This is a genomic window from Micromonospora sp. NPDC000663, from assembly GCF_042898105.1.
In the GTDB taxonomy this organism is placed as follows: domain Bacteria; phylum Actinomycetota; class Actinomycetes; order Mycobacteriales; family Micromonosporaceae; genus Micromonospora.
In genome coordinates this window covers 97,774-112,498 of the sequence record NZ_JBIAYR010000010.1, presented here as the reverse complement: position 1 = coordinate 112,498, position 14,725 = coordinate 97,774, and the positions used below count along the sequence as shown (strand labels likewise).

18 protein-coding genes are annotated in these 14,725 nt (G+C 69.0%); 6 read left to right on the top strand and 12 right to left on the bottom strand.

The window, feature by feature from the left end; translation table 11 throughout:
* Positions 1-244: 244 nt before the first annotated feature.
* Positions 245-841: an alpha/beta fold hydrolase gene (locus ACFY1S_RS25665; RefSeq protein WP_387122903.1), complete on the bottom strand. Its 597-nt coding sequence runs from the start codon at positions 839-841 to the stop codon at positions 245-247.
* Entirely contained in the window at positions 747-2,042 is a 1,296-nt protein-coding gene (locus ACFY1S_RS25660) for a YbfB/YjiJ family MFS transporter (protein WP_387122900.1), read from the bottom strand. The genes ACFY1S_RS25665 and ACFY1S_RS25660 overlap by 95 nt, the downstream gene beginning before the upstream one ends.
* An 81-nt stretch (positions 2,043-2,123) precedes the next feature.
* Here ACFY1S_RS25660 and ACFY1S_RS25655 point away from each other — a divergent pair, with 81 nt between their 5' ends.
* Positions 2,124-2,723, top strand: a complete 600-nt coding sequence (locus tag ACFY1S_RS25655) for a TetR/AcrR family transcriptional regulator (RefSeq protein ID WP_387122898.1) — start codon at positions 2,124-2,126, stop codon at positions 2,721-2,723.
* An 805-nt stretch (positions 2,724-3,528) separates the two neighbouring features.
* On the opposite strand, the gene ACFY1S_RS25650 is transcribed toward ACFY1S_RS25655, so the two are convergent.
* The 4 genes from ACFY1S_RS25650 to ACFY1S_RS25635 all read right to left on the bottom strand — a co-directional run bounded on the left by ACFY1S_RS25650 (position 3,529) and on the right by ACFY1S_RS25635 (position 5,453).
* Entirely contained in the window at positions 3,529-4,545 is a 1,017-nt protein-coding gene (locus ACFY1S_RS25650) for an NADPH:quinone oxidoreductase family protein (protein WP_387122895.1), read from the bottom strand.
* 46 nt (positions 4,546-4,591) lie between these two features.
* Positions 4,592-4,822 carry a hypothetical protein gene (locus ACFY1S_RS25645; protein ID WP_387122892.1) on the bottom strand — a complete coding sequence of 77 codons (231 nt, stop codon included), beginning with the start codon at positions 4,820-4,822 and terminating at the stop codon, positions 4,592-4,594.
* A 4-nt stretch (positions 4,823-4,826) separates the two neighbouring features.
* Positions 4,827-4,958: a MerR family DNA-binding transcriptional regulator gene (locus ACFY1S_RS25640; protein ID WP_387122889.1), complete on the bottom strand. Its 132-nt coding sequence runs from the start codon at positions 4,956-4,958 to the stop codon at positions 4,827-4,829.
* 306 nt (positions 4,959-5,264) lie between these two features.
* Positions 5,265-5,453, bottom strand: a complete 189-nt coding sequence (locus tag ACFY1S_RS25635) for a hypothetical protein (protein WP_387122977.1) — start codon at positions 5,451-5,453, stop codon at positions 5,265-5,267.
* Between the two features lie 151 nt (positions 5,454-5,604).
* On the opposite strand from ACFY1S_RS25635, the gene ACFY1S_RS25630 reads away from it, so the two are divergent.
* Both ACFY1S_RS25630 and ACFY1S_RS25625 read left to right on the top strand, forming a co-directional pair.
* Complete coding sequence (locus tag ACFY1S_RS25630; RefSeq protein WP_387122886.1) at positions 5,605-6,450, top strand: alpha/beta hydrolase family protein; 846 nt, start codon at positions 5,605-5,607, stop codon at positions 6,448-6,450.
* 27 nt (positions 6,451-6,477) lie between these two features.
* On the top strand, positions 6,478-6,651 hold the full coding sequence (locus ACFY1S_RS25625) for a YbfB/YjiJ family MFS transporter (protein WP_387122883.1): 174 nt from the start codon (positions 6,478-6,480) through the stop codon (positions 6,649-6,651).
* A gap of 58 nt (positions 6,652-6,709) precedes the next feature.
* Here the strand turns inward: ACFY1S_RS25625 and ACFY1S_RS25620 are convergent, their stop codons facing one another.
* The 5 genes from ACFY1S_RS25620 to ACFY1S_RS25600 form a co-directional block, all read right to left on the bottom strand.
* Positions 6,710-7,087, bottom strand: coding sequence for a transposase (locus ACFY1S_RS25620; RefSeq protein WP_387122880.1), 378 nt, complete (start codon positions 7,085-7,087; stop codon positions 6,710-6,712).
* An 836-nt stretch (positions 7,088-7,923) separates the two neighbouring features.
* A complete protein-coding gene (locus tag ACFY1S_RS25615; RefSeq protein WP_387122877.1) occupies positions 7,924-8,736 on the bottom strand; it encodes an ABC transporter ATP-binding protein in 813 nt (270 codons plus the stop codon).
* Positions 8,729-9,544 (bottom strand): ABC transporter permease, encoded by an 816-nt coding sequence (locus tag ACFY1S_RS25610; protein ID WP_387122874.1) that lies wholly within the window; start codon positions 9,542-9,544, stop codon positions 8,729-8,731. Before ACFY1S_RS25610 ends, ACFY1S_RS25615 begins: the two co-directional genes overlap by 8 nt.
* Positions 9,541-10,311: an ABC transporter permease gene (locus ACFY1S_RS25605; protein WP_387122871.1), complete on the bottom strand. Its 771-nt coding sequence runs from the start codon at positions 10,309-10,311 to the stop codon at positions 9,541-9,543. Before ACFY1S_RS25605 ends, ACFY1S_RS25610 begins: the two co-directional genes overlap by 4 nt.
* 7 nt (positions 10,312-10,318) lie before the next feature.
* Positions 10,319-11,293, bottom strand: a complete 975-nt coding sequence (locus ACFY1S_RS25600) for an ABC transporter substrate-binding protein (RefSeq protein ID WP_387122868.1) — start codon at positions 11,291-11,293, stop codon at positions 10,319-10,321.
* A 238-nt stretch (positions 11,294-11,531) separates the two neighbouring features.
* Between ACFY1S_RS25600 and ACFY1S_RS25595 the strand changes: the two genes are divergently transcribed.
* Genes ACFY1S_RS25595 through ACFY1S_RS25585 form a run of 3 tightly spaced genes read left to right on the top strand, consistent with a single transcriptional unit; the run spans position 11,532 to position 13,728 of the window.
* Positions 11,532-12,770 (top strand): flavin-dependent oxidoreductase, encoded by a 1,239-nt coding sequence (locus ACFY1S_RS25595; protein WP_387122865.1) that lies wholly within the window; start codon positions 11,532-11,534, stop codon positions 12,768-12,770.
* Positions 12,767-13,234 carry a MarR family winged helix-turn-helix transcriptional regulator gene (locus ACFY1S_RS25590; protein WP_387122863.1) on the top strand — a complete coding sequence of 156 codons (468 nt, stop codon included), beginning with the start codon at positions 12,767-12,769 and terminating at the stop codon, positions 13,232-13,234. The genes ACFY1S_RS25595 and ACFY1S_RS25590 overlap by 4 nt, the downstream gene beginning before the upstream one ends.
* Complete coding sequence (locus ACFY1S_RS25585) at positions 13,231-13,728, top strand: DUF3237 family protein (RefSeq protein ID WP_387122860.1); 498 nt, start codon at positions 13,231-13,233, stop codon at positions 13,726-13,728. The genes ACFY1S_RS25590 and ACFY1S_RS25585 overlap by 4 nt, the downstream gene beginning before the upstream one ends.
* Positions 13,729-13,844: 116 nt before the next feature.
* Here the strand turns inward: ACFY1S_RS25585 and ACFY1S_RS25580 are convergent, their stop codons facing one another.
* Positions 13,845-14,705, bottom strand: coding sequence for an SDR family NAD(P)-dependent oxidoreductase (locus ACFY1S_RS25580; protein WP_387122857.1), 861 nt, complete (start codon positions 14,703-14,705; stop codon positions 13,845-13,847).
* Positions 14,706-14,725 lie beyond the last annotated feature (20 nt).

Here is a 14,725-nt window from a genome sequence, read left to right as displayed (position 1 = left end):
CGACGACGGCATCGCCCGCCCCTCGGGGATCAGCTCCTCCCGGACCGCACAGTTGTAAAAGGCCCCGGGAGAGCCCTACGCGGTGACCCTCCGTGAGGGCCTCCGTGTCCTACGCCAGGGTGGGACCCGGGGCCCACTCCGGGCGGGAGGATCGGTGCCGACCTTCCCCGGAGTGGGCCGTCGGATGCGTGCTCAGCGGGACGCGGCAACGTCGACCAAGATCTTCGTCAGCTCCTCCGGCGTGTCACGCATGAGGTTGTGTCCGCTGGCGAGAGCATGGGTGGTCCAGCCTGGCTCCGCGCTGAGCTTCTGGTAGATCGTGGTGAACGGGGACTGGTCGGCCCACCCGGCGGCGTAGACGTAGTCCCGGCGGCGGACTTGTCCCGGGTCGCCGGCGAGTCGGAGTGGCTGGAGCACCGAGGCGATCGGGTGCGGCGTCGCCCGGGCATCGAAGAACGGCAGTCATCGGGACGCGCAGCCCGTCTCGTCCACCTCCAGATACCATTTCCGCTCCTGGTCGGACACCAGTGACCAGCAGGAGTCGCCGTCGGCGGGAACTACGGCGTCCAGGTAGACCAGCCGAGTCGATCCGGTCAGGTGCCCGGTCGGCGGCGCCGGTGATGACCATCCCGCCGTAGCTGTGCCCCACCAGTACGGTGTCGCGTAGGTTTTCGCCTTCGAGGAGGGCGACCACGTCCTGGATGTGCGTGTCGAGGTTGACCGTGCCGTGCAGCAGGTGGCTGCATTCACTCACGCCGGTTAACGTCAGCGGGTGGACGGTGTGTCCCAGGTCGCGCAGCCGCTGGCTGACGTGCTCGAAGCACCAGCCACCGTGGCACATCCCTGGGGCGAGTAGGAAGTTTGACATCGGGCTTGCTACTTCGGTTGGTTCTGAGGATGGTGTCCCAAATGGTGAGTCGTCCGAGGAGGGCGCTCAGCGCTGCGGCGGCGCACAGGACAGCGGTCCACCCGAGTGTGGCTGCGGTGGAGGTGTGGTCGGCGACCAAACCGGCGAGCCACGGACCGGCGGTCTGACCGGCGGCGAACACGGCGGTGAAGACGGCGAGCGTGGCGGTCCAGTCGGCGGTCGGAGTGTGAGCCTTGATGAGGGCGGTGATCGCGGCCGGCACGCCCATGAAGGTCCCCCCGTAGATGAGCGCGGAGGCCAGGACGACCGGTGTCGCGGATGACGTCAGCGCCAGTGCCGCTCCGCCGCTCAGGACGGCGAGCAGTACGGCCAGGGCGCGGGTGCCGGGCCACCTGGCAATCGGGCGAGTCCAGACGGCGGGCGCCGCCGCCACTGCCGTTCCGAGCACCGTCCAGATGAGGATCACGTGCAACGCGGAGCTGTGCTGTTCGACCAAATAGGCGGAGAGGAAGGTGATGTAGGTGATGTAGCCGGCGGCGAACAGCAGGTAAGCAAGGGCCGCGGGCAGGAGTGGCCGGAGCCGGGCGCGGCCGACCTCGGGATGCCTGGCCCCGTCGGAGTTGACCGCGGTCCAGCTCACTCCGGCCGCTACGGCGGCGGCAGTACCCAGAGCCACCCAGGCGAGCCGCCAGTGCGCGCCGAGCAGGGGTACGGCCAGGCCACTGACCACGATCCCCAGCCCAGCTCCGGCGAAGTAGACGGTGAGGGGAGTAGCCGAGGCGGCGTCTGCGGCGAGGCGGGACGCGATCACGCTGCCTGCGACGAATACCACCGCTCCGGCCGCGCCGGACAGCGTTCGGAGAGCCAACAGCACAAGGTAATCGCCGCTGACCGCAGTCGCCACCAGCGACGCGGCGGTCAGCACCATGGCAGCGCGGAACGCGGTGGCAGCACCGAATCGGGGTACCAGCCCGTTTGCCAAAAGCGCACCCAGCAGGTAGCCGAGACCGTTCGCTGTCCCCATTCCGCCGGCAGCGGCCAGCGTCCAGTTCAGGTCGTCGCGCATAGCCGGCAGCAGCATCCCGTAGGCGAAGCGTGCCAAGCCGAGCGCGGCGGCGGTGCCCAAGGCCAGCCGCGCGGCGCGCCACACGCCCGCGGGCGCGGTCGACGTCATGAGCACTCCACATCATCGAACCGATCGGTACGAACTCGGCGATGCTAGCAGCAGAAAGAACCGGCCGGTACCATCTCTGCTATGCCAGTTCCCAAGGGTTCGACGATCGACCCGGAGCGCACCCGCGCCGGCATCATGGACGCCGCCGCCCCACTGCTGTACGAGCGGGGCCTCGACGGCATCGGTGTCGCCGAACTGTGCGCCCGGATCGGCGTGTCGAAGGAGACCCTCTACCGATACTTCGGCACCAAGGACGGTCTCATCCAGGCGGTGTTGGAGGCCCGCAGCGAGCGGGTGACGGCCTGGGTCGCCGGGGCCGCAGCCGCGGCCGGAGACGATCCCCGCGAGCAGCTCGCCGCCGTCTTCGACGAACTTCAACGGTGGTACGAGGAACCCGCCTTCCGTGGCTGCGCAATGCAGAACGCCGCCGCTCAACACCAGGTCGAGGCGGTACAGACCGTCACCGCCCGCCATCTGGACCGCCGCCTCGGCCTACTGACCGCGATCGCTGAGCGCGCCGGCGCAACCGATCCCGACGCTCTCGGGCGACAATTGCTCCTGTTGGTCGAGGGCGCAACCCTGATCGCTGCGCACCACGACCGGACCGGTGCTGGCCACCACGCGAAGCAGGCGGCCCTCGCACTGCTGCCCGCCGACCGGCCGAGCCGGGCCGCCCGCTGACGTAGCGCCGTGCTCTGGTCAGAGGCAACCTCCCGGCCAGTCCCGCCTCGTCGTGACCACCCAACCTGCCGAACGACCGGTGAGATCTTGCCGATCTCAATGTTGTAACTACGAGCCCACGGACAGCGCTCTTCTTGTCTGCCACGACGTGCCGTTCTCGCGGTCTGCTGGGTCGTGACCTGCGGCTTAGGGCTTCCTTGCGCTGTACCGGAGCCGGAGCATCTGTTTTCGGCTTGTCGCGCCGGAGTGCCGGCTTTGGGGCCGCGGTTCGGCCGGTTCTTACGGGCCTTGGTCTTGATCTTCTTGCGGGTGCGGGTGCGGGTGCGGGTGTGGCGTTGAGGACCAGTTGGCCGGTGGCGTCGACGCAGCGGCGTTGGATCTGCGGCAGGACGCTGTGTAGGTGTTAGCGGTGACGACGATGCTGAAGTGGTGGCGTAGTTCGGATTGATCGGCTTGCTGTCTGAGTGGTTGAACACGTACCCCGTGTCGCCATGACGTGCCGTTCTCTGCCGCCTTGGCTCGCCGGTACTGCTCGTAGCGGCGGTGGACACGGAGGATCTCCACGCTGCTTGTCGAGGGCGACCGTCCGCAACCGGCCGGCGTCTTGGGTCCGCCCTCGACGATTTGGTAGCCGGCGGTGCCGAGTTCACCGTGCTGGCGGTAGTGGTCGACCCATTTCGAGGCACAGGCACGGGGAACGCCACCTCGGCCGTTACGTGGGCGATCCGGCGTTGCTGGCAACGCTGCACGAGTCGCAGCCGCCCCTCGGAAGAAAGCGGAGCGTTGCGGTGGAGCACAGGCGTTCCTAGCGCCAGGGATCGAGGGCCAGCTCGCCCCGGGTTTGGCCCGCTTCGAGTTGCTGCAGCACTGTCGCTCCCTCGGCCAGGGGATGCACGTGAGGGGTACCGGGCGGGTACACGCCATGAGCGATGAGCGCCTTGATCTCGACAAGCACCGACTGGTAGAGGGATGGGGCTGCGGTCACCATCGCACCGATGTGCAGACCTTTGACTTGGACCTGGTGGGTGAAGACCAGATCGTGGGTGGTCAGGGTGGCGTCGCCGGAAGCGGCACCGAATACGACAACGCGCCCGGTGAAGGGTTTGGTGACCGACAGGCTGACCTTGAATGTGGCCTGTCCCACCGACTCCAGGACCAGATCGACACCGCCGGTTCGGCGGGTGATCTTTTCAGCTAGATCGGGGCGTCGGCTGTCCAGGACATCGTCGGCGCCGAGGCTATTGACGGTGTCGTGCTTCGCAGGTGACGCCGTGGCGAGCACGCGCGCACCGTAGTGGCGGGCGAGGCGAACGGCGGCCTGGCCCACGCCTCCGGCCGCGGCATGAACGAGCACCACTTCGCCCGCCTTGATCTCCCCCAACGGCTTCAGTGCCGCCAAGGCGGTGGCCCAGTTCAGCACCAGACCGAGGGCTTCGGCGTCGCTCCAGCCGGACGGCACCGGAAGTACACCCGCCGCCGGCATCGTCATGTACTGCGCGAAGGCGCCCGGACCGGCTCCGACGACGTGGGTGCCCAGCTGGAGCGGACTCTCGACGTCCGGGCCGACACCCACAATCTCGCCCGCGGCCTCGAAGCCCGCCACGTAGGGCGCCTGCGGGCCTCCGCCATAGCGTCCGTGCGACTGCATGACGTCAGCGAAGTTGACCCCGGCGGCGCCCACGCGGATCAGGTACTCGCCAGGCCCCGGGGTGGGGCGGGGATGATCGGTCGTGAGGGTCAGATCCTTCGGCCCCCGGTGCGACTGCTGGACCAGCGCTCCTACTGTCTGCTCCGCCGTGTGCCGCTGCTCGTTGATCTCCATGCACCCAGCGTAGGTATCTGACACTTACGTCAAGGTCAAGCGCCGGTCAGGGATCAGCACGGCGGGCCTCTCGCAGGTAGGCGTCGAGTGCCGCCTGCTGGCCGCTCAGAACGGCGATGCGAGCACTGAGCCGATCCTGATAGCTCTGAACCTCGTGCAGGAAATCCACGCACACGGCGTCGGTGCCAGCATCGGAGCCGTCAGTGTGGCCGGGCAGGACTTCCCTGATCAACCGGACGGGCAGCCCGGACTCCAGCAGCGAGCGGATGACGAGCACCTGATCAATCGTGGACTGGCAATAGTCGCGGAACCCATTGCTGAAACGGCCGGGGAACGATCAAGCCCTCATCCTCGTAGTGCCGCAACGATCGCGCACTCACACCGCGAGCTCTGGACGCTTCGCTGATCTTCATACCTGCAGCCAACGACGAGAAGCGCCACGATCTTCCAGCCTTCGCCACGACGAAGTGAACAGCTGCTCCCCGGCGTCAACAACCTCGTGTCCCGCAACAGCTAGTGGGCGACCCGAGAGGCGAAGCCGCGCAGCTCGGCAAGGGTGAGCCCGATGCCGACTATGCGGTGATGGTCAGCACTTTGGCTGGCACCGCGAGAGACGCGGAAGCAACGCTCGACGAGCTCTCAAGGTGATCGCGCTCATGTCCGCTCATCCGCTGATGAGGGTGGTGGTCAACACGGTGGCGGTCTCGTTGGCGGTGCCTCTATAGGCGAGCGGTCGCTGATGGACACATCGCTGCGGCGCCTGCCCAGCACGAGGCGAGCATGGCCGACACTGGGCTGTTGCGGCGGCCGATGGAGCCGAGGTGCAGGTAGAGCGTCTCCTTGGACACGCCGATGGTCGTACGCAGTTCGGCGCCCCCGACGCCGTCGAGGCCGCGTCGGTAGAGCAGGGGAGTGGCCGCGTCCAGGATGGCCGCGCGCGGGTCTGCGCGGGATCGAGCGTCGCACCCTTGGCAACCGGCATGGCAGAGATCGTACCGCTTGGTTCGGTGCTCCTGCTATCGTGCTGGATCGAACCGATCGGTTCGATTCGGAGGGATCATGGAGCTTGATTTCTTGACCACCGATCCTCCGGCGAGCCTCACGCCGGCGGCGAGCACACCATCGGTGACGTTTACCAGCGGCGGGAAGACGCTGCTGGGTGTTCTGCATGTCCCGGCTGGCCCCGGCCCGCATCCGGTCGTGGTGTTGCTGCACGGCTTCCCCGGCTCCGAACGCAACTTCGACCTTGCCCAGGCGCTACGTCGAGCCGGCTACGCCGCGCTGGTGTTCCACTATAGAGGCTCGTGGGGAGTGGCTGGTCGCTGGTCGTGGCGACACGTGCTCGACGACGCGGCACATGTGGTCGCCACGATGCGCGAGGAGACCATGTCGGGGGCCCACCGGCTTGACCCGCGACGTTTGGCTGTGGTCGGCCACAGCCTCGGCGGGTTCGCCGCACTGATGACCACCGCAGCGGACCTCACGATCAGCGCGGTCGTCTCGGTCGCTGGCTTCGACTTCGCGACGGCGGCGGCGGCCAGCCACGCCGATCCGGCGGTGCGTTCGGCATACGTCGAGGCGTTCGACGGCGAACTACTGCCGCTGCAAGGAACCAGCGGCGAGGCGCTCGTCGCCGAGATGGAAGCCGCCGGGGCGGAGTGGAGTCTGGCCCGGCTCGCGCCACGCCTGGCGGATCGCCCGGTGCTGCTGGTCGGCACCAGCCGAGACAGCATCACACCGGCCGCGCTGCACCACCAGCCGGTGGTCGAGGCATATCAGGCTTATCCGGTACCGATGCTGGAGCAGTGCATCTTCCCTACCGACCACGCGTTGTCGGACCACCGGGTCGCGCTGGCGCGTACCGTGGTGGACTTCCTCGACCGGCGACTGCGGGAACCGCGGTGAGCGAGTACCGGTGGGGGGTCCGCTCGGATGGCGCTGGGCACCGCGACGGCGCTCGGGCTCGGCCGCTTCTCTTACGGGTTGGTGCTGCCCGCCATGACCGAGCAGTTGCAGTGGAGCCTGACCCCCGCCGGCATGATGGACCACCGCAAACGGTCACGGCTACCTCGCCGGGGCGATGGTCACCACCCGACAGGCCCGTAGGCCGAACACGGCGGCGGTCTTCCGACTCGGCATGGCGCTAGGCCGTGTCTTCAGAGGTTCACAGCCATTGGAGTAGCGCGGCGATGGCGACGGTGGCCTGGTACGAGGTCGCGGTCTTGTCGTAGCGGGTGGCGACGCTGCGGCACTGCGTGAGGCGGTTGAAGCAGCGTTCGACGACGTTGCGCCGTTTGTAGAGCTGCTTGTCGAACACTGGTGGCCGGCCGCCTCGGCTGCCTCGTCGGTACCGGTTGGCCCGCTGGTCGGCGCGTTCGGGGATGGTGTGTCCGATGCCGCGTCGGCGCAGGCCGGCCCGAATGGCCTTGGAGCTGTAACCCTTGTCGGCGATGACGTGATCCGGGCCGGACCCGAGGACGGCCGGATCCAGACCGCTGGACTCGGATGGCGGCCATGACCTGGGTGAAGCGGGTGCAGTCATTGACGTTGCCGCCAGACAGCACAAACGCCAGGGTCCGCCCCAGGCCGTCGCAAGGCGAGGTGAGTCTTGTTTGCGCCAGCCGCGTGCTGGTGGGCCCGCACGATGGTCGAGTCGACCGACACCAACCAGTCGATGTCCCCAGCGGCGTCCGCCTCGGCCTCGACCCCGGCGAGCATCCTCTCGAACGTCCCGTCGAGGGCCCACCTGCGGAAACGGGCGTAGATCGACTGCCAGGACCCGTACCGGCACCCACGCGCTACATCATCCGACACCAAGATCCTCTCAAGACACCGCCTACCCTGGCCTGCACAAGTCGATCGCAGAAGGTGAAGCAACCTGCCATCGCGTCGGCGGAGAGGTCGACGCCGGCCTGGCGGGGCGGGCTCGGGTGACTACCTCACGAGCGGCTCGATGAGCGCGGAGTCGGCTCGGGTGAGGACCGGCGGTCCGTGCGGCGATGTGGTCGGGACCTGCCGGCACCAATCTCCGGCCCACGTCCAGGCGTAGCTTGACGATCTGCGCCAGCGTGGAGTCGCAGGATTACACCTGCTACCGCGCCGCTTCCGCTCCTCGCCGCTGCGGGGCTGCGGTGGCGGCCGGCCGGCTGGCGTCGGCGTCGGTGTGTGCGGGTTGGTGAGTATGGCGCGACCGTTCGCAGGGTCCATGGGTCGCCGCTACGGTTGGGATCGATGCCTGACGGGCACGGTGTGCCGGCGTCGTTGAGGGCGCACGATGCTGGCGAGACTGTGACCAGCCAGGTGGTTGGGCGAACATCCACCACACTGGCCCGGTCGCGTGCTGGCGGCTAGGGGCGTTGCCGGGGTCGGCGAGGCGCGTCACGGTGCCGGGTGGGGCGCCGAGGCCGGCGCACCCTTGGCCCGCTGGATCTGCGCGTAGACGTGGGTCCGCAGCTCGGTGAACCGGGGCAGCGCCCGGGTGGTGAGCTGATCGCGTTCCCGCGGAAGGTCGATCACGAGGTCCTCCTGCACTCGGGTCGGCGAGTGGGACAGGACGAGCACGCGCTGACCCAGATACACGGACTCGTCGATGTCGTGCGTCACGAAGACAGTGGAGATACCGCGGTTCAGGTGCAGGTCACGTACGAGGTCCTCCAGGTCCGCGCGGGTCTGCGCGTCCACCGCGGCGAACGGCTCGTCCATGATCAGCACTTCGGGCCGGTACGCGATGGCGCGCGCGATGGCCACCCGTTGCTGCATCCCGCCGGAGAGCTGCCACGGATGGCTGCGTGCCGACTGCGGCAGTCCGACCGCGTCGAGGGCGTCGGTGACCCTCCGGTCGCGTTCGGCGCGGGAGAGCTTCTTGTGTCGGAGGGGAAGCTCCACATTGCCCCGGACTGTCAGCCAGGGATAGAGGCTGCGGCCGTACTCCTGGAACACCACTGCCATCGCCGGGCTCGGGCCGGTCACCGCAGATCCGTCCATCTCGACGAGGCCGCTGGTGGGCCGGAGCAGTCCGGCGAGGCATTTCAGGAGGGTGGTCTTTCCGCAGCCCGACGGGCCGACGACGCACAGCAGTTCGCCGGGCATCATGGTGAAACTGAGATCCCCGATCGCCTCGACCTCGCCCCGGCCGGAGGCGTAGACCTTCCGCAGGTGCTCGACCCGCAGCAGCGGGCTTGCGTCAGGCACGGGTGACCTCCTTCATTCCGTGGTACCAGCGCAGGACGCGGCGTTCGACGACGCCGAAGGCCACGGCGAGGAGGACGCCGATGAGGCCGAGCAGGAGGATGCCGCTCCACATCTCAGCGATGAGGTAGTTGCGTTGGAAGTAGGCGATCCGGTAGCCGAGGCCGGCCGAGGACGCGAACATCTCCGAGATGACCATGAGGATCAGGGCCACCGAGAGTGCCTGCCGTACGCCGGTCATGATGCGCGGACTCGCCGCCGGGAGGATCAGCAGCCACACCCGTTCCCACCAGGAGATCCGGTACGAGTCGGCGGTCTCCAGCATCACGCTGTCGGTCGCCCGGACGCCCTCGATCGTGTTCAGCAGGATCGGCCAGATCGCGCCGGACACGATGACGACGACCTTCATGGTGTCGGTGATGCCGAGCAGTAGCATCGCGACCGGAATCAGCACCGGTGGCGGAATCGCGCGGAAGAACTCCAGCAGCGGTTCGAGGATCTCGCGTAGCGGGCGGAACCGGCCGATGAGGACGCCGGCGGCGACGCCGAGCACGATCGACGCGAACAGGCCGGCCAGCAGCCGGTACACGCTCGGCAGCACGTCGTCGACGAACGCCGGGCCGATCCAGGTCTGCCGGAACGCGTCGAGGAGCGGGCGGGGGCCGACGAGGAACCGGTTGGCCGACCGGGTGGACCAGACGGCCCAGAGCCCCACGGCCAGGACGGGAAGCCCGACCGCGTACAGGACGTCCTCGGCGACCCGGACGCCGAGGCCGCGAGGGGCGGTCCTGCCCGCACCGAGGGCGGTCATCGGGTTGCCTCGTCCGCGAGCACCGACTGGTGCCAGGCCAACGAGCGGCGTTCGGCGAAGCGGAACACGACGTTCACCACCACGCCGAGGAGCCCGGTGACCACGACGAGGGCGTACAGGCCGACGGCGTCCCCGGCGGAGCGCGACAGCTCGATCATGCGTCCGAGGCCGGGGTTACCGATCACCATCTCCGCGGTGACGGCCAGGATGAGCGCGACCCCCGCGGCGAGGCGCAGGCCGGTCATCATGTACGGCAGAGCGGTCGGAAGGACGAGATACCGCAGCCGCTCGTAGCGGGTGAGGCCGAAGCTCCGCGCGGTGTCCCGGGCGACCGTGTCGACGTCGGCGACGCCGTAGATCACCTGCACGAACACCTGCCAGAACGCCGCGTAGACGATGATGACGAGTGCGGCGCGCATCTGCAGGCCGAACATCAGCACGGCGAGGGGGATCAGCGCGACCGACGGCACCGGCCGCAGGAACTCGACTGTCGTGTGCGTGGCGCGACGCAGGAACGGCACCAGCCCGACCACAGTCCCCAACCCGACCGCGGCGAGCGTCGCCACCGTCAGGCCGATCGCCCACGACGTCATGGTGAGCCGGAGCCGCCGCCAGAACGCCAGGTCGCGGACCTCGTGGAACAGCCGTGCGAACACGTCGGTGGCGTACGGCAGGTCGTGCCGGTCGACCAGCCCCAGAGCCGGGAGCAGTTGCCAGACGGCGAGGAACCCCAGCAGGCCGACGGCGCCCAGCAGGATCTTGCGCATCGGTCAGCTACTGCTGCTGGACGAGACGGTCGAAGTCGGGCTGCCGGTCGAGTACGCGGTACTTCTGAGCGAGCGTCGCCAGTTGCTCCAGGCCGGCCCGGTCGATTTCCCACCCGAACGCCGGGAGCCGGACGGAGTCCGCTACCGCATCCGGCAGTTCGAGGTTGTCCTTGATGGCCTGCCGTAGGCCGGCCTGGTTGGCCGGGTCGTTGGCCCAGGTGAGCGTCTTCTTCATCGCCGACGAGAAGTCCGCCACCAGGGTGGCGTCGGAGTCCTTCAGCTTGCTCGACGTGATCGTGGTCAGGGTGGTGAGTCCGGGAACGGTGGCCTGGTATGGAGCGACCACGAGAACGTCACCGCGCTTGCGCATCTGGGTGATGAACGGCTCGGTCACCCAGGCGGCGTCGATGTTGCCGGCGGCGAGCTGGGCCGGCGCGTCCGGGAAGGCCACCTCGACGAACTGGACCTTGGTGGGATCGCCGCCATCCTTCTCGACCGCTGCCATGATCGTGACATCGCCGGCGGCGCCCAGGCTGTTCACCGACACCTTGCGTCCGGCGAGCTGGGCCGGCCGGGTGATACCCGACTTCGCGGACGCCACCACGGCGTTGATGTCGTCGCCGTCGGCGTAGGACGACGCGTAGTTCCCGATGATCACCACGCCCAGGTTCTGCAGATCGGCGCGGAACGGGCCGAACGGCTGACCGATGGCGAAGTCGATGTCGCCGTTGATCATGGCCGGGATGGCCTGGGCGCCGCCCTGTGCGGGCACCACCTCCACGTCGAGCCCCTGCTCCCGGAAGATGCCCGCCTTGATGCCGCCCCACAGCGCGGCGGTCTCGCTGATCGGCAGCGCCGCCACGCGGACCTTCCGCAGGTCGCCGCTCGCCCCGGGGGACGGATCGGTGGCGTCGGAATCCGTGCAGCCGGTCAGGGCGATCACGACGCCGGCGAGAACAGCGAGGGCAGTGACCTTCTTCATGGACGGGCCCTTCCGTGCGCAGCGCTTGTGCAGCCTGAGGAGTGGGGTCGACGGAGTGCCGTAAGCATCCGATCGCGTCGATCAGCGTCATGCAGCAGCGATTGATTGTCAAGAATTCCGAAAGGGTGAATCGCATAGCGGGCCGAGTGGCCTGATGGCGATGAGAACACGTCTTGACGGCCGACGATTTTGTGACCAAACTGTGCGGTTGGTGGCGCGGGGCGGAGAGGGCGACGACGTGGCAATCGTGATCGTGGGCGCTGGTATCGGTGGCCTCACCACCGCGCTCAGCCTGCATCGGGCCGGCTTCCGTGAGATCACCGTCTACGAGCGCGCCGCCGCGCTGCGCCCACTCGGCGTCGGAATCAATCTACTCCCGCACGCCGTCCGTGAGCTGACCGAATTGGGTCTCGGGGAACGCATGGAAAGGCTGGGCGCCGCACCCGGCACGCTTGCCTACTACAACCGCTACGGTCAGCAGATCTGGAGCGAGCCACGCGGACTGGACGCCGGATATCGCTGGCCGCAGCTTTCCGTGCACCGCGGCCGGTTCCAGATGGAACTGCTCGCCGTGGTGCGGGAACGGCTGGGCGCGGACGCGGTGCGCACCGGGCACCGGCTCGTCGGCGTCCGCGACGGCGTCGCGCACTTCGAGACGGCGGTGGGGGAGGTAAGCGTCGCTGGCGACCTGATCGTCGGAGCGGACGGCATCCACTCCGCGCTGCGCCGCCACCATCGGCCCGGCGAGGGGGCGCCACTGTGGAACGGGCTGACACTGTGGCGGGGGACGGCACGGGCACCCGGATTCCTGGACGGGCGCACCATGATCATGGCCGGGGACGCGGAACAGAAGTTCGTGGCGTACCCGATCGGCGCCGGCCTGATCAACGTCGTCGCCGAGCGGCGCGGGCCCGGTTTCGCCGGGCCCAACGCGGACTGGAACCGGACGGTCGACCCCGCGCCGGTCGTCTCGCTCTTCGCGGACTGGCGTTTCGCGTGGCTCAACGTGCCGGAACTGCTGGCCGCCGCCGACGAGATCCTCGAGTACCCCATGGTGGACCGCGATCCGATCGAGACGTGGACCCACGGCAACACCACGCTGCTCGGCGACGCGGCCCACCCGATGTATCCGAACGGTTCCAACGGGGCGTCGCAGGCGATCCTGGACGCACGTACCCTCGCCTTCCACCTCGCCACCGCGCCGACGGTCCGGGCGGCGCTCGACGCCTACGAGGCGGACCGGCGGCCCGCGACCACCGCGCTCGTGCTGAGCAACCGGCGGCAGGGCCCGGAACAGGTGATGGTGCTCGCCCACGAGCGCGCGCCGAACGGGTTCACGCACATCCACGACGTCATCCCGCCGGAGGAGCTCACCGCTATCGCCACCGGCTACAAGAAGGCGGCCGGTTTCCTACCCGCCGACCTCAACCAACGGGCCTCCCTGACGCCGACGGCCTTCCCGGGCGTCCTACCGTGACCGGCCCCGAGCCGACCGACCTGGACGCGGCGCGACTGGCGTCGGTGATCTCACCGCTGCGCCGCACGCTGCTCGCCGCAGCCCGGGCCGCCGAGCACCTGCCGGAGATCCCGGACGCGCAGATCGAGATCGTGCGGGCTCTGCCCCGGGGCACCGTGGCCGGCCCCGGTGAGCTGGCCGAGCGGCTGCGCCTGAGCCGATCCACGGTCAGCAACCTGCTCACCGCGATGGAGGGCAACGGTCTCGTCGAGCGTCGCCCCCGTCCCGGCAACCACCGCCACGTCGACGTCCTCGCCACAGCGAAGGCCCTTGACCTGTTCGACCGCTTCGACCTCGCGAGCGGAGACCTGGTCGCCCGCGCCGCGGCGACCCTGCCGGCGGCGGACCGCGCGGCCCTCGCCGCCGCGGTGCCCGCGCTGGAACGCCTCCGCGACGCCCTCGCGCACGCCAAGGACACTCCATGAGTACGCGCCGAGCCGCCGGTCGGGACGCCGTGACTGCCCCGCCGATTCCCGGGCTGGAGGCCGCGTTCGAGGTGGAGGTGCGGCTGGGCGCGCTGGAGGACCACGGGATGACCCGTGCCGGTCACCGTCGCGTGGTGCCTGTCGTCGGCGGCCGGGTCACCGGTCTCTTCGAGGCCGACATCCTGCCCGGCGGCGCCGACTGGCAGGTGGTCCGCCCCGACGGCGCGATCGAGATCGACACGCGCTACTCGGCGCGTACCGCCGACGGCGGCCACGTCTACCTGCGTACGTTCGGTGTCCGCAGCGGCCGCGCGGAGGTCCTCAAGGCGTTGCTGCGCGGCGACGCCGTCGACCCGTCCGAGTACTACTTCCGCCTGGGCGTACGACTGGAGACGTCGGTGCCCGCGCTGGCCGTCCTGGAGCAGTCCGTCTTCGTGGCGTCGGCGATCCGCGAGGCCGACCGGGTGCGCTACACCGCCTACCGCGTCACGTAGCTGTTCCCGCCCAGGGCTGCGACAGGGCGCGCTTGTCGGGCTTGCCGCTGGGAGCCACTGGCACCCGGTCGATCGACTGGATGGTCCGGGGACCGACGGTTCCCCCAGGAGAGCCCTCAGCTGTGCTGCGGGATGTCCGTCGTGTACGCCAGCTCGCGGCCCGCCTCCACGTCGGAGGTAAGCGCATCGATCCGGGCCTTGGCCAGCGAGTAGGAGTCCGAGCCGAGCAGTTGGTGCAGAGGAGCCTTACCCGAGAGCGCCACCTTGATGATGGCGGTTGCGGCTCGGACGGGGTCACCGAGCTGGGTGCCTGGCATCGCCAGGTGCGCCTCGGTCATCTCCCGGATCGACTCGTAGCCGGACACGGTGGTCGGCGGCAGGCCAAGGGAGTGCGTACGCAGAAAATCGGTCTGCATGTAGCCGGGCTCCACGAGGTTGACCTGCACGCCGAAATCGCCGACTTCCGCGGCCAGTGACTCGGTCAGCCCTTCGAGGGCGTACTTCCCGGCGCAGTAGAGACCCCAGCCCGGGAAGGAGGTCAGACCGAGGATCGAGGAGATGTTGATGATGTGACCGCTGCGCTGGGTGCGCAGGGACGGCAGCACCGCACGAAGAACGTTCCAGAGCCCAAAGATCTGCACGTCGAACATCTGCCGGACGTCGGCGTCGGTGACCTCCTCGATGGCGGCGAGGAAGCCGTAGCCGGCGTTGTTCACGACCACGTCGATTGCGCCGAAACGGTCGGTGGTGGAGCGGATCGCCGCCGCGACCGCCGGCTCGTCCGCGAGGTTCAACTCAAGTGGCAGCAGCCGGGCCCGGTCCACGGATCCCAGGGCCGCGTCGAGACGCTCGGCCGACCTGGTCGTCGCCGCGACGTTGTCACCGCGCTCGAGGAGCTGCTTGACCAACTCCAGGCCGAGGCCCCGGGAGGTGCCCGTGACGAACCAGGTGGCGGGTCGGTTGGTGGGGTACGACATCGGTGTTCTCCTTGTGACTG

Bases quoted from the DNA above. Each gene is read 5' to 3' on its own strand.
- ACFY1S_RS25650 (WP_387122895.1), bottom strand. From the start codon at position 4,545: ATGGAGATCAACGAGCAGCGGCACACGGCGGAGCAGACAGTAGGAGCG.
- ACFY1S_RS25625 (WP_387122883.1), top strand. From the start codon at position 6,478: ATGGCGCTGGGCACCGCGACGGCGCTCGGGCTCGGCCGCTTCTCTTAC.
- ACFY1S_RS25580 (WP_387122857.1), bottom strand. From the start codon at position 14,705: ATGTCGTACCCCACCAACCGACCCGCCACCTGGTTCGTCACGGGCACC.
- ACFY1S_RS25630 (WP_387122886.1), top strand. From the start codon at position 5,605: ATGGAGCTTGATTTCTTGACCACCGATCCTCCGGCGAGCCTCACGCCG.
- ACFY1S_RS25620 (WP_387122880.1), bottom strand. From the start codon at position 7,087: ATGACTGCACCCGCTTCACCCAGGTCATGGCCGCCATCCGAGTCCAGC.
- ACFY1S_RS25585 (WP_387122860.1), top strand. From the start codon at position 13,231: ATGAGTACGCGCCGAGCCGCCGGTCGGGACGCCGTGACTGCCCCGCCG.
- ACFY1S_RS25600 (WP_387122868.1), bottom strand. From the start codon at position 11,293: ATGAAGAAGGTCACTGCCCTCGCTGTTCTCGCCGGCGTCGTGATCGCC.
- ACFY1S_RS25605 (WP_387122871.1), bottom strand. From the start codon at position 10,311: ATGCGCAAGATCCTGCTGGGCGCCGTCGGCCTGCTGGGGTTCCTCGCC.
- ACFY1S_RS25640 (WP_387122889.1), bottom strand. From the start codon at position 4,958: ATGAAGATCAGCGAAGCGTCCAGAGCTCGCGGTGTGAGTGCGCGATCG.
- ACFY1S_RS25660 (WP_387122900.1), bottom strand. From the start codon at position 2,042: ATGACGTCGACCGCGCCCGCGGGCGTGTGGCGCGCCGCGCGGCTGGCC.
- ACFY1S_RS25655 (WP_387122898.1), top strand. From the start codon at position 2,124: ATGCCAGTTCCCAAGGGTTCGACGATCGACCCGGAGCGCACCCGCGCC.
- ACFY1S_RS25610 (WP_387122874.1), bottom strand. From the start codon at position 9,544: ATGACCGCCCTCGGTGCGGGCAGGACCGCCCCTCGCGGCCTCGGCGTC.
- ACFY1S_RS25665 (WP_387122903.1), bottom strand. From the start codon at position 841: ATGTGCCACGGTGGCTGGTGCTTCGAGCACGTCAGCCAGCGGCTGCGC.